Raw genomic sequence first — 22118 nt, forward strand, 5'->3', positions numbered from 1 at the left:
ACGGCGAACGGCCCGTGCGCGAGATGCGCACGGGCCGTTCGGGAGTCCGATCCTAGGCCGGGCGGGCCAGGGGGCGGGCCGGGGTGCCGAAGAGCTGGGCGTCGGCGTGGGCGCGCTTGAAGAACAGGTGCGCGTCGTGCTCCCAGGTGATGGCGATGCCGCCGTGCATCTGAACGGTCTCGGAGACCACCGAGTTGAAGGTGTCGATGGCGTGCAGGCGAGCCGCCTGGATGTCGATCGGCTCGACCGCGCCCTCCGCGAGACCCGCGATCGCCAGGTAGCCCAGCGAACGCGCCGACTCCACCAGCACGTACATGTCGGCCATGCGGTGCTTGAGGGCCTGGAAGCTGCCGATCGGGCGACCGAACTGCACGCGCGACTTCGAGTACTCGACGGTCATGTCGAGGCACTGCTCGGCCGCGCCGATCTGCTCGGCCACCATTGCGGCCCAGGCGATCTCGCGCAGGCGGGTGACATCGAGCTGCCCCAGCGGGGTCGCCGCCACGGAGTCGAAGTCGATGCGCGCCAGCTTGCGGGTCGGGTCCTGGGTGACCACGGCGGTGCGGGTGACGCCCGCCGCGTCGCCCGCGACCTCGAACAGGCCGTCGGCGGTGAGCACCAGCAGGGTGTCGGCGAACGCGCCGTCCAGCACGTAATGCGCGGAGCCCGAGAGGGTTCCACCGGTCGACCGCACGCCGAAGGCGTCCCAGCCGTTCGCCGCGGCCCAGCACAGGGCCAGCGTCCGCGCGCCCTCGGCGACCTCCGGCAGCAGCCGCTCGCCGGCCTCGGCGTTCCCGGCCAGCAGCAGCGCCTGCACACCCAGCACGGCCGAGCCGAGCATCGGGGGCGCGGACAGCGTGCGGCCGAGTTCCTCGACCACCAGCAGGGATTCGACCAGGCCGACCCCGATGCCGCCGAACTCCTCCGGAATGGCCAGGGCCGCGACGCCGACCTGCTCGCACAGCAGCTTCCACAGCTGTTCGTCGTAGCCGCGGTCGGTCTCCAGCCCGCGCCGCATGGCCGCGCTGTCACCGTGCTTGGTCAGCACCGCGCGCACGGTGGTGACGAGTTCCTGCTGTTCGGCAGTGAGGCTCATGCCTGCGCTCCCAAGGGGTAGAAGTGATTCGAGTCAGAGGTCCGGTGGCCGGGCCGGTCCGCACCGGCGGCCATGAGCGAGCGGACGCACCGGGCGACGAGCGGGGTGTGTGCCCCACCCGCGCACGGGGTGTCGAGCGTGGCGCCGGCCACCGGGGTGCTCATGCGACGTTCCCGGCCCGGAGCGCCGCGGCGATGCGGGCGCGGTGCTGCGCGGGGGTGCCCCAGGCCGAACGCAGGGCGGTGACCTTGGTCAGCCACAGCGACAGATCGCATTCGGCGGTGTAGCCGATCGCGCCGTGCACCTGCAGCGCGATGCGCGCGGTCTGGTACGCCGCCTCGCCGCAGGCCAGCTTGGCCGCGGAGATGTCGCGGCCCCGGGTCTCGGCGTCCGCGCCCGACTCCAGGGTCAGCGCGGCGCGGTAGAGCAGCGGCAGCGCCATCTCCAGGCCGATGTGGGCATTGGCCAGATGGTGCTTGATGGCCTGGTTGCGGCCGATCGGGGTGCCGAACTGCTGGCGCTGCTTCACGTACTCGACGCTGGTGTCCAGCATCGCCCGGCCCGCGCCGAGCAGCTGCGCGGCGGCGGCCAGGGCGGCGGTGTCGAAGGCGAGATTGATTGCGGCGGAAACGCCTTCGCCCTCGGCGAGGGTCTCGCCCGCGGTCACGGTGAAGAGGCGGCGCGCGGCGTCCACCGAGGTCACCAGGTCACCGGCGGTGCCGAGCGCGATGCGGTCGCCCTCGGCGATCAGCACCAGGTCAGCGATGTCGGCGTCCAGCGCGGTGGCGGCACCGGCGGAGCGGCCCGCGTTGGCACCCGCGGAGGCGGTCACCGCGAGGGTGCCGAGCTTCGCGCCCTCGGCCAGCTCCGGCAGCTTCTCGGCGGCGAGCGCCGAGTCCGGAAGCGCCTGCAGCAGTGCGGGAATCGCGGCGGCGGTCTCCACCAGCGGACCCGGCACGGCGGCCCGGCCGATCTCGGTGAAGGCCACGATCATCTCGACCGGACCGGCGCCGAAGCCGCCGTTGTCCTCGGAGATGGTCAGCCCCAGCGCGCCCGCCTCGGCCAGCTGGCCGATCAGCGCGCGCCCGGCGGCGGCCTCGCCCTCGCCCCACGCCCGGACCAGGCCGGGAGTCTTGGCGGACTCGCCCATCTTGCGCAGGCTGGCGGCGAAATCGTTCTGTTCTGCGGTCAATGCGAATCGCATGTCGTCGTCCTCCCTGTGGCTATCGCGGCAGGCCGAGCAGGCGTTCGGCGATGATGTTGCGCTGGATCTCGTTGGTACCGGCGTAGATCGGGCCCGCCAGCGAGAACAGGTAGCCGTCGGTCCACGCCGACTCCTGCTCCGCGGCCGCGCCGTGCAGATCGAGCGCGGTTTCGTGCATGGCGATGTCCAGATCCGACCAGAACACCTTGTTCACCGAGGACTCCGCGCCCAGCTGGCCGCCATCGGCCAGGCGGGTCACGGTGGCCCAGGTGTTGAGGCGGTACGCCTCCGCGCCCACCCACGCGTCGACCACGCGGTCGGCGGCGGTGGTGTCGGACTCGGCGGCCGAGTCCTTCCACAGCTCGATCAGCTTGCGGGCGGTGGCATTGAACCGGCCCGGCGCGCGCAGCGACAGACCACGCTCGTTGCTCGAGGTCGCCATGGCGACCTTCCAGCCGTTGTTCGCCTCACCGATCACGTCCTGATCCGGCACGAACACGTTGTCCAGGAAGATCTCCGCGAAGCCCGGCTCGCCGTCCAGCTGCGGAATCGGCCGCACCGTGATGCCCTCCGCGGTGAGCGGGAACATCAGGTAGGTGAGGCCCTTGTGGCGCTGCGCCTCCGGGTCGCTGCGGAACAGGCCGAAACCCCAGTCCGCGAACGAGGCCCGCGAGCTCCAGGTCTTCTGGCCGTTGAGCAGCCAGCCGCCCTCGGTGCGCTTGGCGGTGGAGCGGATACCGGCCAGGTCGGAACCGGCCTCCGGCTCGGACCAGGCCTGCGCCCAGATGTCGTCGGCGCGCGCCATTCTCGGCAGGATGCGGGCCAGCTGCTCGGGCGAACCATGCTCGAACAGGGTGGGCGCCAGCAGGAAGATGCCGTTCTGCGAGACGCGACCCGGCGCGCCCGCGGCGTAGTACTCCTCCTCGAAGATGACCCATTCGGTCAGCGAGGCGTCCCGGCCGCCGTACTCGGCGGGCCAGGCCACACACGACAGGCGGGCGTCGGCCAGCTTGGCCTCCCACTCGCGGTGCAGTTCGAAACCGGCCTTGGTGTCCATGGACGGCAGGGGAGCGGCGGGCTTGTTGGCCGCCAGGAAGTCGCGCACCTCGGCGCGGAATTCCTCGGTCTTGCTGTCGAATTCGAGATCCACTTACTTTGCCCCGTCGTTGATGGTGCTGGATTCACGGCTCGCCGTGGTTGCGGCAGCCTTCATGGACTTGGCGTCCATACCGCCCAGAGAGCCCGTGCCGACCTCGGCGTTGTGCGCGTGCGCGAAGTGATGCAGCCCGAACACGGAATCCATGCCCGCGCGCATCCCCATCAGGTCCTCGCACTGGTTGACGGCCTTCTTGGTGAGCGCCAGCCCGAACTGCGGCATCTCCGCGATCTTCTCGGCGAGCGCGAAGGTCTGCGCCTCCAGCTCCTCGCGCGGGACAACGCGATTCAGCATGCCCCACTCGTAAGCCTGTGCCGCGGTGAAGCGCTCACCGGTGAACAGCACCTCCTTGGCGCGGCGCGGACCCAGCACCCACGGGTGCGCGAAGTATTCGACGCCCGGAATGCCCATGCGCACCACCGGATCGGAGAAGAACGCGTCCTCGGAGGCCACGATCATGTCGCAGGCCCACGCCAGCATGAGCGCGCCCGCGATGCACGCGCCCTGCACCATGGCGATGGTCGGCTTGGGGATCTCCCGCCAGCGCCGGCACATGCCCAGGTACACCTCGGACTCGCGCGCGAAGCGCTGATCGCCGCCCGGCCGGTCCACGTGGTCCCACCACATGACGGCCTGGTTCTCGTAGGAGATGTGGTGGTCGCGGCCCTGCGTGCCGATGTCGTGCCCGGCACTGAAATGCTTTCCGGCCCCGGCCAGGACGATCACCTTGACCTCGGCGTCCTCGACGGCCTTGGTGAAGGCGGCGTCGAGCGCGTAGGTCATGACCGAGTTCTGCGCGTTGCGGAAGTCCGGCCGGTTCAGCGTGACGACCGCGATCGGGCCGCGCTTCTCGTAGAGGACGACTTCGCCCTCATCGGGGATGGGCCCCAATTCCTGGCTCACACTGCCTCCTTCTGCGTGCTCGAGCGCCCTGCGTGGTTACGCTGCGCTACCGCCTCCGGGCTGGACTCGATCACGCGGTCTCCTCATCACGTAGGTTGCGCTTCAGCACCTTGCCTGCGGCGTTGTACGGCAGCGCGTCGCGGAATTCCACGAACCGCGGCACCTTGAAGTTGGCCAGCATGGTCTTGGCCTTCGCGATCACGTCCTCGGCGGTGAGCTCCGAGCCCGCCCGGCGCACCACGTACACCTTGCCGACCTCGCCCATGCGCTCGTCGGGCACGCCGATGACCGCGGTCTCGGCGACGCCCTCGATGCGGGCCATGGCCTGCTCCACCTCGGCGGGATACACATTGAAGCCGCCGGAGATGTACATGTCCTTGAGCCGGTCGGTGACCTTCATGTATCCGCGCTCGTCGATCACCGCGACATCGCCGGTGTGCAGCCAGCCGTCCGGGTCGATGGTGGCGGCGGTGGCCTGCGGGTCGTCGAGGTAGCCGCGCATCACCTGGTCGCTGCGCAGCAGCAGTTCGCCGTTGTCGGCCAGCTTCATCTCGAAGCCGTCGATGGGTCGGCCGCAGGTGTTGGCGATGGTCTCGCTGGAGTCCTCGGGGCGGCACATGGTGCCGAAGCCGCCGGACTCGGTCTGGCCGTAGGCGGTCAGCACCACGTCGAAAGTCAGCTCCGAGCGCAGTCTTTCGATGAGCACGACCGGCACGGTCGCCGCACCGGTGACCGCGACGCGCAGGCTGGACAGATCCGCCGCATCCCGCTGGGGGTGATCGAGGATGGTCTGGTGAATGGTCGGCGGGCCGGTGAGCACGGTAATGCGCTCGGCGGCGATCAAGCGCATGGTCTCGGGCACGTCGAACACGGCCTGCGGCACGATGGTCGCGCCGGTGGCCAGGCAGGCGATGATGCCCGCCTTGTAGCCGAAGCTGTGGAAGAACGGCGGCACCACCAGGTAGCGGTCGTCGCTGTTCAGGGTGGCGCAGTCGGCCCAGGCCCGGGCGCTGGACAGCAGCTGGTGGTGCGCGATGAGCACGCCCTTGCTGCGGCCGGTGGTGCCCGAGGTGAACAGGATGTCGGAAAGATCGTCCGGCGATACCGATTCCGCGCGCGCGACGACCTCGTCGAGGCTCACGGTCTCGGCCACCTTGCCCAGATCGGACCAGGCGATGGCGTTCTCCACCGGCGCCTCGCCCTCGACCGGAATCACGACGATGGTCTCGATGCCCAGTTCCGGTGCGTGCGCCCGCAATTCGGCCAGCCGGTCGCGGCCGAGGAAATCGCCGGCGATGAACAGCGCCTTGGCGTGCACCCGCGACAGCGTGTCCGCCGCCTCGTCGGCCACGTACCGCGTGTTCAGCGGCACGATGGTCGCGCCCACGTAGTGGGTGGCCAGCACCGCGGTCACCCAGTGGTGGGTATTGGGCGCCCAGATGCCGATGCGATCGCCGCGTTCGATGCCGCGGGCCATGAGCGCACGGGCGGTCTCACGGACCGAGTCCAGCAGTTGCGACCAGCTCAGTCGCACGGCACCGTCGGCCACGGCGGGCGCGTCACCGTAGGCGTGCGCCGCCGCGTGCAGAGCGAGCGGTGTGGTCTGCGGAGGAGATGTCACTGAGCTTCCTCGCTGTCCGGGAATGGGTCTAACAAAGCAAGTGCTTGGTAGGTTACTCTACCGACGTGAGCATGATCCAGACCCCCGAACCGGCCAGCGGGACTGAGCCCCGCGAGGATGCCGAATTCCGTACCGAGGTGCGGGAATGGCTGGCCGAGAACCTGAACGGCCAGTTCCGCGAGCTGCGCGGTCTGGGTGGTCCCGGGCGCGAGCACGAGGCTTTCGAGGAGCGGCTCGAATGGGACCGCGCCCTGGCCGCCGCCGGGCTGACCTGCCTGGGCTGGCCCAAGGAATGGGGCGGCCGCGACGCCACCCTGCGCCAGCAGGTCATCTTCCATGAGGAATACGCCAAGGCCGACGCCCCGGCCCGGGTCTCGCATCTGGGTGAGGAACTGCTCGGCCCGACCGTTCTGGCCTTCGGCACCGAGGAGCAGAAGCAGCGCTTCCTGCCCGGCATCCGCAATGTCACCGAACTGTGGTGCCAGGGCTACTCGGAGCCGGGCGCCGGCTCCGACCTGGCCGCCGTCACCACCTCCGCCCAGCTCGAGGGCGACGAGTGGGTCATCAACGGTCAGAAGGTCTGGACCTCGCTGGCGCATCTGTCGGACTGGTGCTTCGTGGTCGCCCGCACCGAGAAGGGCTCGACCCGCCATCACGGCCTGTCCTATCTGCTCGTGCCCATGAAGCAGCCGGGCGTCGAGGTGCGGCCGATCATCCAGCTCACCGGGACCGCGGAATTCAACGAGGTCTTCTTCGAGAACGCCCGCACCGCCGCCGATCTGGTGGTCGGGCAGCCCGGCGACGGCTGGAAGGTCGCCATGGGCACGCTCACCTTCGAGCGCGGCATCTCCACGGTAGGCCAGCAGATCCGCTACGCGCGGGAGCTTGCCGATCTGGAGACCGTGGCCAAGGAGAACGGGGCCATCGACAACCCGGTCATCGCCGATCGCCTGGACAAGGCGTGGGTCGGTCTGCGGGTGCTGCGCGCCCACGTGCTGCGCACCCTCGAGTCCGGCCACGACGGCGCGTCGGTGGACGCGCGCACCGCGGCCGGTCAGGCGTCGGTCACCAAGCTGCTGTGGGCCAACTGGCACCGCGACCTCGGCGAGCTGGCCATGGACGTGCTCGGCGCGCCCGGCCTGATCGCCGACGGCGAGGGCGATGACCTGAACGCTTGGCAGCGCATGTTCCTCTTCACTCGCGCGGACACCATCTACGGCGGTTCGAACGAAGTGCAGCGCAATATCATCTCCGAGCGCGTGCTCGGACTTCCCCGAGAGGCTCGACCGTGACCGACCTGTCCAACGCTCCCGAAATCACCCCCGGCCACAACCTGCTCGCGGGCAAGATCGCGGTCGTGACCGCCGCCGCGGGCACCGGCATCGGTTCGGCCACCGCGCGCCGCCTGCTCTCCGAGGGCGCGGACGTGGTCGTCTCCGACTGGCACGAGCGTCGCCTGAAGGAGACCGAGGAGGCCCTGCAGGCCGAGTTCCCGGATCGCCGAGTCGCTTCGGTGCCGTGCGACGTCAGCTCCACCGAGCAGGTCGACGCCCTGATCGCCGGCGCCGTGGCCGCGTTCGGCCGCATCGACGTCATGGTCAACAACGCCGGTCTGGGCGGCGAGGTCCCGGTCGTCGACATGACCGACGAGCAGTGGGACAAGGTCCTCGACATCACCCTCAACGGCACCTTCCGCGCCACCCGCGCGGTGCTGAAGTACTTCCGCGAGGCGGGCCACGGCGGCGTCGTCGTGAACAACGCCTCGGTGCTGGGCTGGCGCGCCCAGCACGGCCAGGCCCACTACGCCGCCGCCAAGGCGGGCGTGATGGCGCTGACCCGCTGCTCGGCCGTCGAGGCCGCCGAGTACGGCGTGCGCATCAACGCGGTGGCCCCGTCCATCGCGCGCCACGCCTTCCTGGACAAGGTCACCTCGGGCGACCTGCTCGACCGCCTGGCCGCCGGTGAGGCCTTCGGCCGCGCCGCCGAGCCGTGGGAGGTGGCCGCCACCATCGCCATGCTCGCCAGCGACTACACCACCTACCTGACCGGTGAGGTCGTCTCCATTTCGAGCCAGCGCGCCTGATTTCGAACGCAATTCCGCAAAGTCCGGCCCCGCCCATGAATGGGCGGGGCCGGACTTTTCTGCATATAGGGAGAAGAACCGCCGCGAACCCGCCCGGAGCGCAGCGGAGGGCAAAAGAAAATCGCTGGCGCGCCGACCCTGTCGTTGTGCAATCCTGGTTTAGGCCGGTACCGCTAGTCGAAGGGCACGACCCATGGGTCCGGATCGCCGACAACAAGCACCTCCAGAACGAGCCCACGAGGAAATGGAACTCGAGCTGGTGCGCGAGGTCGTCCTGGCGCGCCGCAGGCTCGACAATGTCGTTCTGGCCGCACTGACTTTGGGTGCGGAATTACTCGACCACGACTCGGAGTGCGCCACCGCCATGCGCGCGGCGCAGATCCTCGAACAACACGCCGTGGACGAATCCGACGTGACGCGCGATCCGCGTGCCGCGTTGCGGCAGGACATGATTCGCGACCGCGATCGCGCCCGCCGCCTCGGTCTGTCCCGCGCCGCCGGGCATCTGGACACCGAAGCCGAACAACGCCGCCGAAAACGAACAGCCCTGCTGTGCGAGGTGCGGGCCGACCTGCTCGAGGTGGTCCGGACCTGCCGCCGTCTGCGCTACGACCATGTGGCCTTCGCCGACGGGATCGCGCAGGGATTGTGTGCCGCCACCGACAAATTGGTGGTCGGCGCGGATATGGAGACCTACCGCGCGTGGCAGCGCGGCATGGTGCTGAAGCTGATCGAGGAACCTGCGCGGGGAGGCGCCCCACCGCGCGTCATGGCCACCGTGGACGCCGGCCCGGGCCGCGATCCGCTGACCGTCGAATGGGACAGCCCCGAGCGCCGATTGGCTCTGGTGGCGCGCATGGCCCGGGCGGGGATCTCGCCCATTGTCATCTGCGACCGTCTGCTGGCCGACCTGTCGGTGTCCTCACCCCTACGCTTCTCGATGCGCTGAGGAGCGCTTACCGGGAGCACACCTGGACCAAGCAAATGCTTGGTTGTATATTGACGGGGTGACCCAACCAGACCCCTCCAAATCGGCACGTCGCACCGAGCTGCTCGGCCTCGCCGCGAACCTATTCGCGGAGCGTGGCCTGCGTGCTACCACGGTGCGCGACATTGCCGACGCGGCGGGGATTCTATCCGGGAGTCTGTACCACCACTTCGATTCCAAAGAAGCCATGGTGGACGAAATCCTGCGCGGGTTCCTCGACGACCTCTTCGGACGCTACCGCGAGATCGTGTCGGCCGGCGTGCCCGCGCGCGACACCCTCGAGGCCCTGGTCACCGCGTCCTACGAATCCTTCGACCGGTTCCACGCCGCCGTCGCCATCTACCAGGCCGAAGCCAAACGCCTCAGTGGCACTCCGCGATTCGACTACATCGCCGAATACAACAAGGAGTTCCGCGAGCTCTGGCACCAGGTGCTGACCGAGGGCGTCGCCGACGGCAGCTTCCGTCCGGAGATGGACATCGAGCTGGCCTACCGGTTCCTGCGCGACACCGTCTGGGTGTCGGTGCGCTGGTACCAGCCCGGCGGCCGGATCACCGTGGACAACCTCGCCAAGCAGTACCTGACCATCGTTCTCGACGGGCTCACCAGCCCCGACCAGCGCGCCTAGAGCAGTAGGAGTTTTCATGTCAGCACCGTCCCGCCGCCAGTACTCGCCGATGCGTGAGGCGTACGTGATCGACGCCGTGCGCACCCCGGTCGGCAAGCGGGGCGGCTCGCTGTCCGCCGTGCACCCGGCCGACCTGGGCGCCGCCGCCATCAAGGGCCTGCTCGAGCGCCACAACCTGGACCCGGCCGCCGTGGACGACGTGGTGTTCGGCTGCTGCGACACCATCGGCCCGCAGGCCGGCAATATCGCCCGCTCCTCGTGGCTGGCCGCCGGTTACCCCGAGTCGGTGCCGGGTGTGACCGTGGACCGCCAGTGCGGTTCCTCGCAGCAGGCCATCACCTTCGGCGCGCAGGCCATCATGTCCGGCACCGCCGAGGTGATCGTGGCGGGCGGCGTGCAGAACATGAGCGCCATCCCGATCTCCGCGGCCATGCTGGCCGGCCAGCAGTACGGCTTCGACTCGCCGTTCGTCGGCGCGCAGGGCTGGGACCACCGCTACGGCACCGGTGAAGTGTCGCAGTTCAATTCGGCCACCATGATCGCCGAGAAGTGGGACATCTCCCGCCAGGAGATGGAGGAGTGGGCGCTGCGCAGCCACGACCGCGCCCGCAAGGCCATCGTGGACGGCAAGTTCGACCGCGAGATCATCCCGGTCGGCGAGTTCTCGATCGACGAGTGCCCGCGCGAGACCACCCTGGAGAAGATGGCCGGCCTGCAGCCGCTCGCCGAGGGCAGCCGCATCACCGCCGCGCTGGCCAGCCAGATCTCCGACGGCTCCAGCGCCACCCTGCTCGCCTCGGAGTGGGCGGTGCAGGAGTACGGCCTGACCCCGCGCGCCCGCATCCACCACGTGAGCGCCCGCGGCGCGGACCCGATCTTCATGCTCACCGCGCCGATCCCGGCCACCCAGTGGGCCCTGGAGAAGACCGGCCTCACCATCCACGACATGGACGTCATCGAGATCAACGAGGCCTTCGCCTCGGTCGTCCTGGCCTGGATCAAGGAGACCGGCGCCGACCCGGACAAGGTGAACGTCAACGGTGGCGCCATCGCGCTGGGCCACCCGCTGGGCGCGACCGGCGCCAAGCTGTTCTCCACCCTGCTCAACGAGCTGGAGCGGGTGAACGGCCGCTACGGTCTGCTCACCATCTGTGAGGGCGGCGGCACCGCCAACGTCACCATCATCGAGCGCCTGGGCTAGTCCCGCCGCACCGTTTCGAAAGCCGCACACCGGATTACGGTGTGCGGCTTTCGGCATTGCGTGCCCGGCCCGTCGGTTATCGTCGAAGGCGGACCCGTTGACAGTCGGGCATTGTCCAGGGGTTGAGCTGGATGAACGAGAACCTGCCGCGACGGGGGTTCCTCTTGGGGGCCTTCGGAATCGCGGGCATGGGCTACCTGGCCTCGGCCGCGGCCGAACCGTCGCCCCTGCCGCCACCGCCGGTGCCGCTGCCGGCTCTTCCGGCGCCCCCGGTGACGCCGTTCAACTATCACTCGCCGCCGTTGCGGCCTTTCGTCGACGAGCTGCCCATCATCGAAACACGCGCGGCGGCAGGAGAATTGGACGCGATATCGGGGACCCACCGCTACCACCGCGACCTCCCCGAAACCCGCAGCTGGGGCTTCGGGCGGCCGGTGCTCGGCCCGAACCTGGAGGCCGCAAGGGATCGCTTGGCGCGCATCAGGTTTCATAATCGGCTGGGCGAGCACGTGCTGGCTGCGCACGTGGACACCACCATGCACGGCGTGACGGAGGCGGATCGCACCGATCCGCGCTTCACCGTGCATCTGCATGGTGGCGCGAATTCTCCTGGCGCCGACGGACATCCGATGATCGGCTGGCGCAATGGCGGCGGGCCGGCCTTCACCTACGGCAATCGGCAGGAGGCGGCCACCCTCTGGTATCACGACCACGCGATGGGGATCACCAGATTGAACATCCAGGCCGGACTGGCCGGAATGTATTACCTGCGCGACGAATTCGACACCGGCCGTGACGGCAATCCGCTCGGCCTGCCCAGCGGTGAATTCGAGATCCCGCTCATCGTGCAGGACCGAACCTTCAATGCCGACGGCAGCCTGCAACCCATGGTGGCCACCTATATTCCGCAGGGCTACAACCAATCCGGGCAGCTCGGCGACGTGTGCTGCGTGAACGGCTCGGCGTGGCCGCGGCTGGAGGTCCGCCGCACCGTCTACCGGTTTCGGCTGCTCAATGGATCCAATTCACGGCCCTACATCTTCGAGTTCTCCAATGCCCAGCCGTTCTTCGTCATCGGCGGTGACCTGGGGCTGCTCGACGCGCCGGTGACCGCGCCGGGGGTGCGGGTGAGCCCGGGGGAGCGGGTGGACCTGCTCGTCGACTTCCGGGGGATTCGGGACGGGGAGCACGTCGACCTGATCAACACCGCCCTCAACGATTTCGGCAATACCGTGTTCATGGCCCCCGAGTTGCGGTCGATCATGCGTTTCACGGGCGCGGGCGACGGGCCGGCCGCCGATATCCCGCCGATGCTGCGCGGCGGTCCGGGTCTCCCCGATCCGCTCGAACCGATCCACCGGCCGGACTCGGTGCGCACGGTGACCCTGATGGGCCTCAACGACGATTCCCGGCCGGTGTCCTTCTCGACCATGATGGCGCTGAACAACCTGGCCTTCCTGAGCTCGGACATCGATCTGGCGCGGGCCGGGACCACCGAGCGGTGGGACATCGTCAACACCACGCCCTTCGACCACCCCATCCACCTGCACCTGGCCCGGCTGCGGGTGATCGGCCGCCAGCCCATCCTGACCTCCGCCTACATCGCCGCCAACTACCCGCCCAGGTTCGGCACCCGCTGGGCGCCGTCGGCCGACGCCTTCGCCCTGGGGCCCGAACAAGGCCCGCCGCCTTGGGAAGTCGGCTGGAAGGACACCGTCGAGTGTCCGACCGACACCATCACCCGGGTACTGGTGCGGTGGCCGTCGGTGGCGGAACTCGGGTTCGATCCGGATGCCGTCATCCCGGGGCCGCCGGGCGCGGAGGTGGTGGCGCCGCACGCGGACGCGGACATGACCATGCCCGCCGGGATGGCGGAGGCCGAGGAGGTGCGCGGCTATGTCTGGCACTGCCACAACCTCGATCACGCCGATCACGACATGATGCAGCGGATTCGCGTGCTGCCCTGACGGCCGAGTGCGCGAAGTTCTCGATGCCGCACGGCATCTCATCGATCCCTCCTAGGCTTTCCCCATGCCGAATTCGGTGGATGCTCGGTTCGAGGAGGTGGCGCGCCTGGCCCGGCACGTCCAGGACGCCGTCGAGCGGGTCCGCGCCCGCGCCGCGGTGGGCGGCGTGCGCGTCGAGGTGGCGTTCGACGGCCGGATCACCACCCTGGTGTTACCGGATTCCGGTATGGCACAGTCGGTTACGCGGGCTCACGAGCGCGCGTACGCGCGAGCGCGGGAGCGGGTCGCCGCACTGCGCCGCGAGTTCACCGCCGATCCGGCCGTGGCCGCGGCCCTGCGCCGATGGCTACCCGCCGCCGTGGAGCCGTCGAATATCTGTGTCTCACAGAATATTTCCGGATCCGGCTCGGCGGAGGCTCCGAATCCGTACGCGCTGCCCGTCGACATCGGGCGGCGCTACGGCGTGGACCCGCGACGGTGAAGGTTGCGGGGCATTGTCTCCGGAGCGGGTCCAGGCCGTGAATCCGGGCATTGGTGATCTTGAAGCCCACGTGCCCGGCATCGGTCCCGGCCGCGTGGGGTTGTGAACTGGAAGTTTGCTCGGATTATGATGGCCGCGGACGCATTTCGGACCTTCGGGAGAAAGCGGGCAGTTCATGGATTTGGGTGTCCGCTGGACGGTGCACGGCGACGGTCGCACGCCCGCACCGGGAGCCGTGGTGCGGCCCGACGAGCGGCTGTCCTGGCCGCGCACCTTCGGCCTCGGCGCGCAGCATGTGGTGGCCATGTTCGGCGCGAGCTTCGTCGCGCCGGTCCTGATGGGTCTGGATCCCAACCTCGCCATCATGATGTCCGGCGTTGCGACCGCCCTGTTCCTGCTGGCCACTCGCGGCCGGGTGCCCAGCTATCTGGGCTGCTCACTGTCGTTCGTCGGCGTCGCCGCGGTGATCCGGGCGCAGGGCGGCAGTAGCGCCACGGTTACCGGGGCCTGCCTGGTGGTCGGGGCCGCGCTGTTCCTGATCGGCCTGGCCGTGCAGCGCTTCGGCGCGCGGGTCATCCACGCCGCCATGCCGCCGGTGGTGACCGGCGCGGTGGTCATGCTGATCGGCTTCAACCTGGCCCCGGTCACCGCGACGACCTACTGGCCGCAGGACCAGTGGACCGCGCTGCTGGTCATGCTGTTCACCGGGCTGGCGGTGGTGGCGCTGCGCGGCTTCTTCTCGCGCATCGCCATCTTCCTCGGCCTGGTGTTCGGGTACGGGCTGTCCTGGCTGCTGGACCGGGTGTTCGGGCGGATCCACTCCGCCGACGGCAGCGGCAAGGTCACCGACCACTGGCGGCTCGATCTTTCCGGTGTGGCCCAGGCGGATTGGATCGGACTGCCCAGTTTTCATGCCCCGGCCTTCCAGTGGTCGGCGGTCCTGGTGGCCCTGCCCGTGGTGATCGCGCTGGTCGCCGAGAACGCCGGCCACGTGAAGGCGGTCGGCGAGATGACCGGCCGCGACCTCGACGACAAACTCGGCACCGCCATCGCCGCGGACGGCGCGGCCTCCATGCTGTCCACCGCGGTCGGCGGCCCGCCCAACACCACCTACTCCGAGAACATCGGGGTCATGGCCGCCACCCGGGTGTACTCCACGGCCGCGTACTGGGCCGCCGCGTTCTTCGCCCTGCTGTTCGGCCTGTGCCCCAAGTTCGGGGCCATCGTCGCGGCCATCCCCGGCGGCGTGCTGGGCGGGATCACCGTCATCCTCTACGGCATGATCGGCCTGCTCGGCGCGCAGATCTGGACCAATGCCCGGGTCGATCTGCGCAACCCGCTGAACCTGGTCCCGGCCGCGGCGGGCCTGATCATCGGCATCGGCAATGTGAGCATGAAGTTCACCGACACCTTCACCCTGAGCGGGATCGCACTGGGCACACTGGTCGTCATCACCGGCTATCACGTCCTGCGCGTGCTCGCGCCCGCGCATTTCAAGGGGGAGGAGCCGCTGCTGGACGAGGGCACCTCCTCCTACGACGAATCAGGCGGGTAGCGAACGGGGTTCGGCCGTGTCCGCCCCGGCATAGGGGAGTTGCAGGACATACCAGGTGTGGTCGGTCGAATACTCCAGGTACTGCGAGGCGTCCGGATCGCAGGCCAGGCCCTCCACCCGGGTCCAGTCACCGTCACCGGCGGCGATGGTGTCGGTGTAGCGGACGTGCAGGTGGCCATGGAAGAGCAGGTCCGGCCGCAGGGTGCGCACCACGGTCTGGATGCGGTCCTGGTTGGGATAGCACTCGGGCTTGTCCTTGCGGTTCCACTTCGGTCGCGAGGCGCGGGGTTTGTCGTGGGTGAGCAGCACGTCCACCGGCGAGCTGTCGGCCGCGAGCAGCTCGGCCAGCTCGTTGTCGGTCATCTCCTCCTCCGGAAACCACAGCGTGCCCGCGGTATCCGGGCGTTTCGAGGAACCGTAGCGGCGGCGCTTGTCGAGCTGGGCGGCCTTGCGCTCCTCCCAGGCCAGGCGGCGGCCCTTGTCGGTGGAGCGGGCCCCGCCGAACGCGGCGAAGGTGGTGCCCTCCCAGGTCCAGCGGTGTCCGCGGGGCGCGTACCGCAGGTGCTTGCGGCAGATCAGGAAGCCCTCGTCGTCGCGCTGCTCGTCGTAGAGCTCGTGCAGCAGCGAGGTCTTGTCGTGGTTGCCGTCGAGGAAGTACACGGTGATCCCGGCTTTCTTGGCCGCCTTGTTCACCACGTCGAAGTACCGCCGCCCGGCGGGCGTGTGTTCCCAGGCGCCGAAGTCGCCGACCGCGAACAGCTTCGCGCAGTCACGGTGTGCCGCGACCCGCACCAGCTTCAGCGCGTGCTCGGTGTTCCCGTGCAGGTCTCCGACAATCAGGACGTTCCCCATCGCCACATGGTGGCATGACGGAATTAGGCTGACCACATGAATTCTGTGTTGGTCACCGGAGCGGCCCGCGGTATCGGAAAAGCCATCTGCCTGCGGATGGCGCAGCGCGGCTGGCAGGTCTACGCGGGCGTCCGCAAGCTCTCCGACGGCGAGGCCCTGACCGCCGCGAATCCCGCCATCACCCCGATCGTCCTGGATGTCACCGACCCCGACCAGATCGCGGCCCTCGACGCGGTGCTGCCCGCCGACCTCACCGCCGTGGTCAACAATGCGGGCGTCGTCGTCGACGGCCCCGTGGAGCTGCTCACCCAGGCGGAGCTCCGAAACCAGTTCGAGGTCAATGTCTTCGGCGCGGTCGCCGTCACCCAGGCCGTCCTCCCGCGCCTGCGCGCCACCCGGGGCCGGGTGGTCTTCATCTCCTCGCTGTCCGGCCGCATCTCCACCCCCGGCACCGGTGCCTACAACGCGTCCAAATTCGCGCTCGAGGGCCTGGTCGACGCCCTGCGAATGGAACTGCGCCCCTGGGGAATCCGCACCTCGCTGATCGAGCCCGGCCCGATCGCCACCGACCTCTGGTTCGGCGCGACGGATATGGTCGACTCCACCACCGCCCACCTCACCGACGACCAGCGCACCCTCTACGCCGCCCACCTGGCGGGCCTGCGCCGGATGTCCCAGCAGGTCCCCAAGATCGCCGCCCCCGTCGAGTCGGTGGTCAAGGAGGTCGAAAAGGCGCTCACCGCGAAGCGACCGAGCGCCCGCTACATCCCCGGCCTCGCTGGAAAGGTCCAGGTGGTCGCCACCACCCTGACCCCCACCCCGGTGCTGGACGCCCTCTTCGCCCTGGTCGCGGGCATCAGCAAGAAGAAGTAGTAGTCCGAAAAGCGAACCGCCGGTACCCATCGAGACGGGTACCGGCGGTCGAAGCACTTCGGGCGGTGCGTATTACGCGCCGTAGACCGGCTCCGGGGCGACGGCCTTGGCGAGCAGGTCGTTCACGACCGGGCCCAGGTCGGCCGGGTTCCAGCGGGCACCGCGATCGACGGAGACGCCGTGACGGTGGCCGTCCATGACGGTGACCTTGCCGGCCTCTACCTCGAACATACGTCCGGTGACGGCGGCGGACTCGGCGCTACCCAGCCAAACCACCAGGGGGGAGACGTTTTCCGGGGCCATGGCGTCGAAGCCGCCGTCCTCGGGGGCCGCCATGGTCTCGGCGAACACGGTCTCGGTCATGCGGGTGCGCGCGGCCGGGGCGATGGCGTTCACGGTAATGCCGTAGCGACCCATTTCGGCAGCGGCGGTAATGGTCAGGCCCGCGATACCGGCCTTGGCGGCGGAGTAGTTGCCCTGACCGACCGAACCGAGCAGACCCGCGCCCGAGCTGGTGTTGATGACGCGCGCCTGGGGCTGACGGCCCGCCTTGGACTCGTTGCGCCAGTATTCGGCGGCGTGACGCATCGGGGCGAAGTGGCCCTTGAGATGCACCTTGATGACCGCGTCCCACTCGTCCTCGCCGAGGTTGACCAGCATCCGGTCGCGGACGATACCGGCATTGTTCACCAGAACGTCCAGACCACCGAAGGTCTCGATGGCGGTGGCGACCAGGCGACGCGCACCCTCCCAATCGGAGACATCGTCACCGTTCACCACGGCTTCGCCGCCCGCGGCACGAATCTCCTCGACCACCTTCGCGGCACCGGAGTCCGGCTTGGGTGTGCCGTCGAGCTCGGCACCCAGGTCGTTCACCACGACCTTGGCGCCGGCGGCGGCGAAAGCCAGCGCGTGCGCGCGGCCGATGCCCTGACCCGCACCGGTCACGATGACGACGCGGCCGTCGCAGATCTTCTTGTCCGTCATATCGATTACCTCTTCGTGTGTTCGGTCGGTCTAGTGGCCCGAGACGGCGGGGACGTCCGCGGTGGAGGCTTCCAGGAAGGCGGGCTTCTCGCCGCCGCCGTGCACCAGCAGCGCGCTGCCGGTGACATAGGCCGCGAGCGGGGAGGCCAGGAAGGCGGCGGTGCGGCCGATGTCCTCGGGGGTGGCCATGCGCCCCATGGGCACCGTGGCGCTGACCGAGGCGATGCCGTCCTCGTCGCCGTAGTGCAGGTGCGAGGACTCGGTGTTGACCAGGCCGCAGATGACGGAGTTCAGCCGGACCTTGGGCGCCCACTCCACCGCGAGCGACGAAACCAGGCTGTCCACACCGGCTTTGGCGGCGCCGTAGGCCGCGGTGCCGGGGGAGGGCCGGTGCCCGGAGACGCTGGAGATCATCACGATCGAGCCGCCGGTGTCCTGCTTCTGCATGACTTCGTTGGCGATCTGCGAAACCAGTAGCGGCGCGAGCAGGTTCAGCTGCACGATCTTCGAGTGGAAGTTGGCGCTGGCGTCGGCGGCCAGGGCGAAGGGCGCGCCGCCGGCATTGTTCACGACGGTGTCCAGGCGCCCGTACTTCTCGACGATCGTCTCGACGAGCCCGCGCACCGAATCCGTATCGCGCACGTCGCACGGCAGGAAGTCGATGGTGCGGCCATTGCTCTCGACGGGGGTGTCGCCGGGCCGTCGCGCGCAGGCCACCACGGTCGCGCCCGCGTCCAGGAACACCCGGCTGATGCCGGCGCCGACGCCGCGCACGCCGCCGGTGACCAAGACGACCGAGCCGGACAGGTTTACTTCGATTCCCACCGTGCTAACCTACCAAGCACTTGCTTGTTTTGCCAACGATGGGACTCGCGATGGGGATCAACCGTCACACCGAAACCGAGGGCGTCGAAGTCGTCACTGTCGACTACGCCCCGGTCAACGCTCTGCCTTCCGACGGCTGGTTCGCCCTGGCCGACGCCGTCACCCAGGCCGGTAAGAACCCGGAGACCCGGGTCGTGGTGCTGCGCGCCGAGGGCCGCGGCTTCAACGCCGGCGTGGACATCAAGGAGATGAACGCCGACACCGGCCACACCGCCCTGATCCGCGCGAACCACGGCTGCTTCGCCGCGTTCGCCGCGATCTACGACTGTGAGGTCCCGGTCGTCACCGCCGTGAACGGCTTCTGCCTGGGCGGCGGCATCGGCCTGGTCGGCAACTCCGACGTCATCGTCGCCTCCGACGACGCGACCTTCGGCCTCCCCGAGGTCGACCGCGGCGCGCTCGGTGCGGCCACCCACCTGGCCCGACTGGTCCCCCAGCACCTGATGCGGACCATGTTCTACACCGCGGGCACCCTGACCGCGCAGCAGCTGCACCACTACGGCTCGGTCTTCAAGGTGGTGCCGCGCGCCGAACTGGACGCCGCCGCCATGGAGGTCGCCAAGAACATCGCCAACAAGGACGGCCGCGTGATCCGCGCCGCCAAGAAGGCGCTCAACGGCATCGACGTGCAGGACGTGCACCGCTCCTACCGCTTCGAGCAGGGCTTCACCATGGAGCTGAACCTCGCCGGTGTGGCCGACGAGATCCGGGCGCGCTTCGACGACGACCTGGCCGCTCAGAAAAAAGCAAAGTAGAAGGGGCGAATGACTATGCGCGACAAGCGAATGAGCCTCGACGAGGTCGTCGGTGAGCTCCGCAGCGGCATGACCATCGGCATCGGCGGCTGGGGTTCCCGGCGCAAGCCGATGGCGTTCGTGCGCGCCATCCTGCGTTCGGACATCAAGGATCTGACCGTCGTCACCTACGGCGGCCCGGACCTGGGCCTGCTGTGCTCGGCGGGCAAGGTGAAGAAGGCGTACTACGGCTTCGTGTCCCTGGACTCCGCGCCGTTCTACGACCCGTGGTTCGCCAAGGCCCGCACCGAGGGCGCGATCACCGTGCGCGAGATGGACGAGGGCATGGTCAAGTGCGGTCTCCAGGCCGCCGGTGCCCGCCTGCCGTTCCTGCCGATCCGCGCCGGATTGGGTTCGGCCGTGGTCGATTTCTGGGAGGGCGAGCTGAAGACTGTTCAGTCGCCTTACGAGACCGACGGCAAGACCGAGACCCTCATCGCCATGCCCGCGCTGAACCTCGACGCCGCGTTCATGCACCTGGACCTGGGTGACAAGCACGGCAATGCCGCCTACACCGGCATCGATCCGTACATGGACGACCTGTACGCCCTCGCCGCCGAGAAGCGCTACCTCTCGGTCGATCGTCTGGTCGAGACCGACGAACTGGTGAAAGCCGTTCCGCTCCAGTCGCTCATCCTCAACCGCCTGATGGTCGACGGTGTGGTCGAGGCTCCCGGCGGCGCGCACTTCACCTTCTCCGGCAGCTACGGCCGCGACGAGAAGTTCCAGCGCCACTATGTCGAGGCCGCCAAGACCCCCGAGTCGTGGGCCGAGTTCAAGGCCCGCTACCTGGACGTGTCCGAGGCCGAATACCAGGATGCCGTCAAGGCTTTCGCCGAGGAGCAGAAGTAATGAGCGACACCACCACCATCACGCGGGCCGAGGTCTGTGTCGTCGCGTCCGCCGAGATCTTCCGGGGCGCGGGCGAGATCGTGGCCTCCCCGATGTCCACCGTCACCACCATCGGCGCGCGGCTGGCGCGGCTCACCTTCGAGCCCGACCTGGTGCTCTCCGACGGTGAGGCGCGGCTGTTCGCCGAGGTCCCGCCGATCGGCGGCCAGGCTCCGCTCGAGGGCTGGTTCCCGTTCTCCAAGGTGTTCGACGTGGTGCAGTCCGGTCGCCGCCATGTGGTTATGGGCGCGAACCAGATCGACCGCTTCGGCAACCAGAACCTCTCGGCCTTCGGCCCGTTGCAGCAGCCGACCCGCCAGATGTTCGGTGTGCGCGGCGCGCCGGGCAACACCATCAACCACGCCACCAGCTACTTCGTGCCCAAGCACAACAAGCGGGTGTTCGTGGACCAGGTCGACATCGTCTCCGGCATCGGCTACGACAAGATCGATCCCGAGAACCCGGCCTACCGATTCCACCACCTGCACCGGGTGGTCTCGAACCTGGGCGTGTTCGACTTCGGCGGCCCGGACCACACCCTGCGCGCGCTGTCGCTGCACCCCGGTGTGACCGCGGACGAGGTCGCGGAGAACACTTCCTTCGAGGTCGCGGGTCTGGCCGAGGCGGGCGAGACCCGGCTGCCGACCGAGGAAGAGCTCACCATCATCCGGACCGTGCTGGACCCGAAGGGTTTCCGCGAGAAGGAAGTGACGGCATGACCGCCCAGCGTTTGAAGACGCCGCTGACCGAACTGGTCGGCATCGAGCACCCGGTCGTGCAGACCGGCATGGGCTGGGTCGCCGGACCCGGTCTGGTCGCGGCCACCGCCAACGCGGGCGGCCTCGGCATCCTGGCCTCGGCGACCATGGACCTCGACGAGCTCGAGGTGGCCATCGCCAAGACCAAGGCCAAGACCGACAAGCCCTTCGGCGTGAACATCCGCGCCGACCTGTCGGACGCCCCGGACCGCATCGACATGATGATCCGCGACGGCGTGAAGGTGGCCTCGTTCGCGCTGGCTCCCAAGAAGGAGCTGATCGCGAAGCTGAAGGACAACGGCGTCGTCGTGATGCCGTCCATCGGCGCGGCGAAGCACGCGGTGAAGGTCGCCTCCTGGGGTGCGGACGCGGTGATCGTGCAGGGCGGCGAGGGCGGTGGCCACACCGGTTCCGTCGCGACCACCCTGCTGCTGCCGTCCGTCCTGGACGCCGTCGACATCCCGGTGGTCGCCGGTGGCGGCTTCTTCGACGGCCGCGGCCTGGCCGCCGCGCTGTCCTACGGCGCGGCCGGTGTCGCCATGGGCACCCGTTTCCTGCTGACCCAGGACTCCAGCGTGCCGGATTCGGTGAAGCAGGAGTACCTCAAGCGCGGGCTGCAGGACACCGTGGTCTCGCTCAAGGTCGACGGCATGCCGCACCGCGTGCTCAAGACCGAGCTGGTCGAGAAGCTCGAGCACTCGGGCAACATCCGTGGCCTGTACGCCGCGCTGGTCAACGCCGCCAAGTTCAAGTCGATGACCGGCATGAAGTGGACGACGCTGGCCAAGGAGGGCCTCAACACCCGCAAGCACAAGGACCTCACCTGGTCGCAGGTCATCATGGGCGCGAACACCGCCATGTACCTGAAGGCCGGTCTGGTGGAGGGCAACACCGAAGCCGGTGTGCTCGCCTCTGGTCAGGTCGCGGGCATCATCGAGGATCTGCCGACCGTGCAGGACCTGATGGAGCACATCATCACCGAGGCCATCGAGCGCATCGACAGCCTCAACCAGTATCGCGTCACCACCTCGGCCTGACGCCCCCGCACGTGCGCGGCCACCACAGCCCGGCCGCGCACTCCGGATCCGCACACCATCGGATCCATCGCGCGCCGCATGTCCGGCGCACCGAGCCGCTCCCGGAACCTCTCGCCCGGGGGCGGCTTCGCGCGTTAGGGGGACCGGCGATCGGCGTT

General features: G+C 69.1%; 21 protein-coding genes. 13 read left to right on the forward strand and 8 right to left on the reverse strand.

The genetic code is table 11. The features are described from left to right. Positions 1–52 precede the first annotated feature (52 nt). The 5 genes from ACQPYY_RS02515 to ACQPYY_RS02535 form a co-directional block, all read right to left on the reverse strand. The gene (locus tag ACQPYY_RS02515; RefSeq protein WP_433592634.1) at positions 53–1096 is read right to left on the reverse strand and encodes an acyl-CoA dehydrogenase family protein; all 1044 of its coding nucleotides are present in this window, start codon (positions 1094–1096) and stop codon (positions 53–55) included. A 160-nt stretch (positions 1097–1256) separates the two neighbouring features. Continuing rightward, entirely contained in the window at positions 1257–2300 is a 1044-nt protein-coding gene (locus ACQPYY_RS02520) for an acyl-CoA dehydrogenase family protein (protein WP_433592635.1), read from the reverse strand. 19 nt (positions 2301–2319) lie between these two features. Next, entirely contained in the window at positions 2320–3450 is a 1131-nt protein-coding gene (locus ACQPYY_RS02525; protein WP_433592636.1) for an acyl-CoA dehydrogenase family protein, read from the reverse strand. After that, the gene (locus ACQPYY_RS02530) at positions 3451–4359 is read right to left on the reverse strand and encodes an enoyl-CoA hydratase (protein ID WP_433592637.1); all 909 of its coding nucleotides are present in this window, start codon (positions 4357–4359) and stop codon (positions 3451–3453) included. Between the two features lie 70 nt (positions 4360–4429). Next, positions 4430–5980: a FadD3 family acyl-CoA ligase gene (locus ACQPYY_RS02535; protein ID WP_379106018.1), complete on the reverse strand. Its 1551-nt coding sequence runs from the start codon at positions 5978–5980 to the stop codon at positions 4430–4432. Positions 5981–6051: 71 nt separating this feature from the next. On the opposite strand from ACQPYY_RS02535, the gene ACQPYY_RS02540 reads away from it, so the two are divergent. The 8 genes from ACQPYY_RS02540 (at position 6052) to ACQPYY_RS02575 (ending at position 14883) form a co-directional block, all read left to right on the forward strand. After that, positions 6052–7272 (forward strand): acyl-CoA dehydrogenase family protein, encoded by a 1221-nt coding sequence (locus tag ACQPYY_RS02540; RefSeq protein ID WP_433594551.1) that lies wholly within the window; start codon positions 6052–6054, stop codon positions 7270–7272. Continuing rightward, positions 7269–8063 (forward strand): SDR family oxidoreductase, encoded by a 795-nt coding sequence (locus tag ACQPYY_RS02545; RefSeq protein ID WP_433592638.1) that lies wholly within the window; start codon positions 7269–7271, stop codon positions 8061–8063. Before ACQPYY_RS02540 ends, ACQPYY_RS02545 begins: the two co-directional genes overlap by 4 nt. Positions 8064–8307: 244 nt before the next feature. Further along, the gene (locus tag ACQPYY_RS02550) at positions 8308–9012 is read left to right on the forward strand and encodes a hypothetical protein (protein ID WP_379106013.1); all 705 of its coding nucleotides are present in this window, start codon (positions 8308–8310) and stop codon (positions 9010–9012) included. 58 nt (positions 9013–9070) lie between these two features. Beyond that, positions 9071–9679, forward strand: a complete 609-nt coding sequence (locus ACQPYY_RS02555; protein ID WP_379106011.1) for a TetR/AcrR family transcriptional regulator — start codon at positions 9071–9073, stop codon at positions 9677–9679. A 49-nt stretch (positions 9680–9728) separates the two neighbouring features. After that, positions 9729–10880: an acetyl-CoA C-acetyltransferase gene (locus tag ACQPYY_RS02560; RefSeq protein WP_357089965.1), complete on the forward strand. Its 1152-nt coding sequence runs from the start codon at positions 9729–9731 to the stop codon at positions 10878–10880. 131 nt (positions 10881–11011) lie between these two features. Beyond that, on the forward strand, positions 11012–12847 hold the full coding sequence (locus tag ACQPYY_RS02565; protein ID WP_433592639.1) for a multicopper oxidase family protein: 1836 nt from the start codon (positions 11012–11014) through the stop codon (positions 12845–12847). Between the two features lie 64 nt (positions 12848–12911). Next, positions 12912–13328 (forward strand): hypothetical protein, encoded by a 417-nt coding sequence (locus tag ACQPYY_RS02570; protein ID WP_433592640.1) that lies wholly within the window; start codon positions 12912–12914, stop codon positions 13326–13328. Between the two features lie 175 nt (positions 13329–13503). Further along, positions 13504–14883: a uracil-xanthine permease family protein gene (locus tag ACQPYY_RS02575; RefSeq protein ID WP_433592641.1), complete on the forward strand. Its 1380-nt coding sequence runs from the start codon at positions 13504–13506 to the stop codon at positions 14881–14883. Here the strand turns inward: ACQPYY_RS02575 and ACQPYY_RS02580 are convergent. After that, positions 14872–15735 (reverse strand): metallophosphoesterase family protein, encoded by an 864-nt coding sequence (locus tag ACQPYY_RS02580; RefSeq protein WP_433592642.1) that lies wholly within the window; start codon positions 15733–15735, stop codon positions 14872–14874. The genes ACQPYY_RS02575 and ACQPYY_RS02580 overlap by 12 nt on opposite strands. A gap of 36 nt (positions 15736–15771) precedes the next feature. Here ACQPYY_RS02580 and ACQPYY_RS02585 point away from each other — a divergent pair, with 36 nt between their 5' ends. Beyond that, positions 15772–16608, forward strand: a complete 837-nt coding sequence (locus ACQPYY_RS02585) for an SDR family NAD(P)-dependent oxidoreductase (RefSeq protein WP_433592643.1) — start codon at positions 15772–15774, stop codon at positions 16606–16608. Between the two features lie 72 nt (positions 16609–16680). Here ACQPYY_RS02585 and ACQPYY_RS02590 read toward each other — a convergent pair whose 3' ends face one another. Both ACQPYY_RS02590 and ACQPYY_RS02595 read right to left on the reverse strand, forming a co-directional pair. Further along, positions 16681–17595, reverse strand: a complete 915-nt coding sequence (locus tag ACQPYY_RS02590; protein WP_379105997.1) for an SDR family oxidoreductase — start codon at positions 17593–17595, stop codon at positions 16681–16683. Between the two features lie 30 nt (positions 17596–17625). Beyond that, positions 17626–18420, reverse strand: a complete 795-nt coding sequence (locus tag ACQPYY_RS02595) for an SDR family oxidoreductase (protein WP_433592644.1) — start codon at positions 18418–18420, stop codon at positions 17626–17628. Positions 18421–18470: 50 nt separating this feature from the next. Between ACQPYY_RS02595 and ACQPYY_RS02600 the strand changes: the two genes are divergently transcribed. The 4 genes from ACQPYY_RS02600 to ACQPYY_RS02615 are packed head-to-tail and all read left to right on the forward strand — an operon-like array spanning position 18471 to position 21960. Beyond that, a complete protein-coding gene (locus ACQPYY_RS02600) occupies positions 18471–19235 on the forward strand; it encodes an enoyl-CoA hydratase family protein (protein WP_379105993.1) in 765 nt (254 codons plus the stop codon). A gap of 15 nt (positions 19236–19250) precedes the next feature. Further along, a complete protein-coding gene (locus ACQPYY_RS02605; RefSeq protein WP_379106253.1) occupies positions 19251–20126 on the forward strand; it encodes a CoA transferase subunit A in 876 nt (291 codons plus the stop codon). Continuing rightward, a complete protein-coding gene (locus tag ACQPYY_RS02610) occupies positions 20126–20884 on the forward strand; it encodes a CoA-transferase subunit beta (RefSeq protein WP_379105990.1) in 759 nt (252 codons plus the stop codon). Before ACQPYY_RS02605 ends, ACQPYY_RS02610 begins: the two co-directional genes overlap by 1 nt. Continuing rightward, the gene (locus ACQPYY_RS02615; protein WP_213558286.1) at positions 20881–21960 is read left to right on the forward strand and encodes an NAD(P)H-dependent flavin oxidoreductase; all 1080 of its coding nucleotides are present in this window, start codon (positions 20881–20883) and stop codon (positions 21958–21960) included. The genes ACQPYY_RS02610 and ACQPYY_RS02615 overlap by 4 nt, the downstream gene beginning before the upstream one ends. Positions 21961–22118 lie beyond the last annotated feature (158 nt).

Origin of the sequence: Nocardia sp. CA-145437 (assembly GCF_050956485.1) — a bacterium.
In the GTDB taxonomy this organism is placed as follows: Bacteria; Actinomycetota; Actinomycetes; order Mycobacteriales; family Mycobacteriaceae; genus Nocardia.

Coding starts and splice junctions, on each gene's coding strand:
- ACQPYY_RS02560 (WP_357089965.1), top strand. CDS start 9,729: ATGCGTGAGGCGTACGTGATCGACGCCGTGCGCACCCCGGTCGGCAAG.
- ACQPYY_RS02550 (WP_379106013.1), top strand. CDS start 8,308: ATGGAACTCGAGCTGGTGCGCGAGGTCGTCCTGGCGCGCCGCAGGCTC.
- ACQPYY_RS02610 (WP_379105990.1), top strand. CDS start 20,126: ATGAGCGACACCACCACCATCACGCGGGCCGAGGTCTGTGTCGTCGCG.
- ACQPYY_RS02570 (WP_433592640.1), top strand. CDS start 12,912: ATGCCGAATTCGGTGGATGCTCGGTTCGAGGAGGTGGCGCGCCTGGCC.
- ACQPYY_RS02600 (WP_379105993.1), top strand. CDS start 18,471: ATGGGGATCAACCGTCACACCGAAACCGAGGGCGTCGAAGTCGTCACT.
- ACQPYY_RS02615 (WP_213558286.1), top strand. CDS start 20,881: ATGACCGCCCAGCGTTTGAAGACGCCGCTGACCGAACTGGTCGGCATC.
- ACQPYY_RS02515 (WP_433592634.1), bottom strand. CDS start 1,096: ATGAGCCTCACTGCCGAACAGCAGGAACTCGTCACCACCGTGCGCGCG.
- ACQPYY_RS02590 (WP_379105997.1), bottom strand. CDS start 17,595: ATGACGGACAAGAAGATCTGCGACGGCCGCGTCGTCATCGTGACCGGT.
- ACQPYY_RS02565 (WP_433592639.1), top strand. CDS start 11,012: ATGAACGAGAACCTGCCGCGACGGGGGTTCCTCTTGGGGGCCTTCGGA.
- ACQPYY_RS02575 (WP_433592641.1), top strand. CDS start 13,504: ATGGATTTGGGTGTCCGCTGGACGGTGCACGGCGACGGTCGCACGCCC.
- ACQPYY_RS02520 (WP_433592635.1), bottom strand. CDS start 2,300: ATGCGATTCGCATTGACCGCAGAACAGAACGATTTCGCCGCCAGCCTG.
- ACQPYY_RS02580 (WP_433592642.1), bottom strand. CDS start 15,735: ATGGGGAACGTCCTGATTGTCGGAGACCTGCACGGGAACACCGAGCAC.
- ACQPYY_RS02605 (WP_379106253.1), top strand. CDS start 19,251: ATGCGCGACAAGCGAATGAGCCTCGACGAGGTCGTCGGTGAGCTCCGC.
- ACQPYY_RS02540 (WP_433594551.1), top strand. CDS start 6,052: ATGATCCAGACCCCCGAACCGGCCAGCGGGACTGAGCCCCGCGAGGAT.
- ACQPYY_RS02585 (WP_433592643.1), top strand. CDS start 15,772: ATGAATTCTGTGTTGGTCACCGGAGCGGCCCGCGGTATCGGAAAAGCC.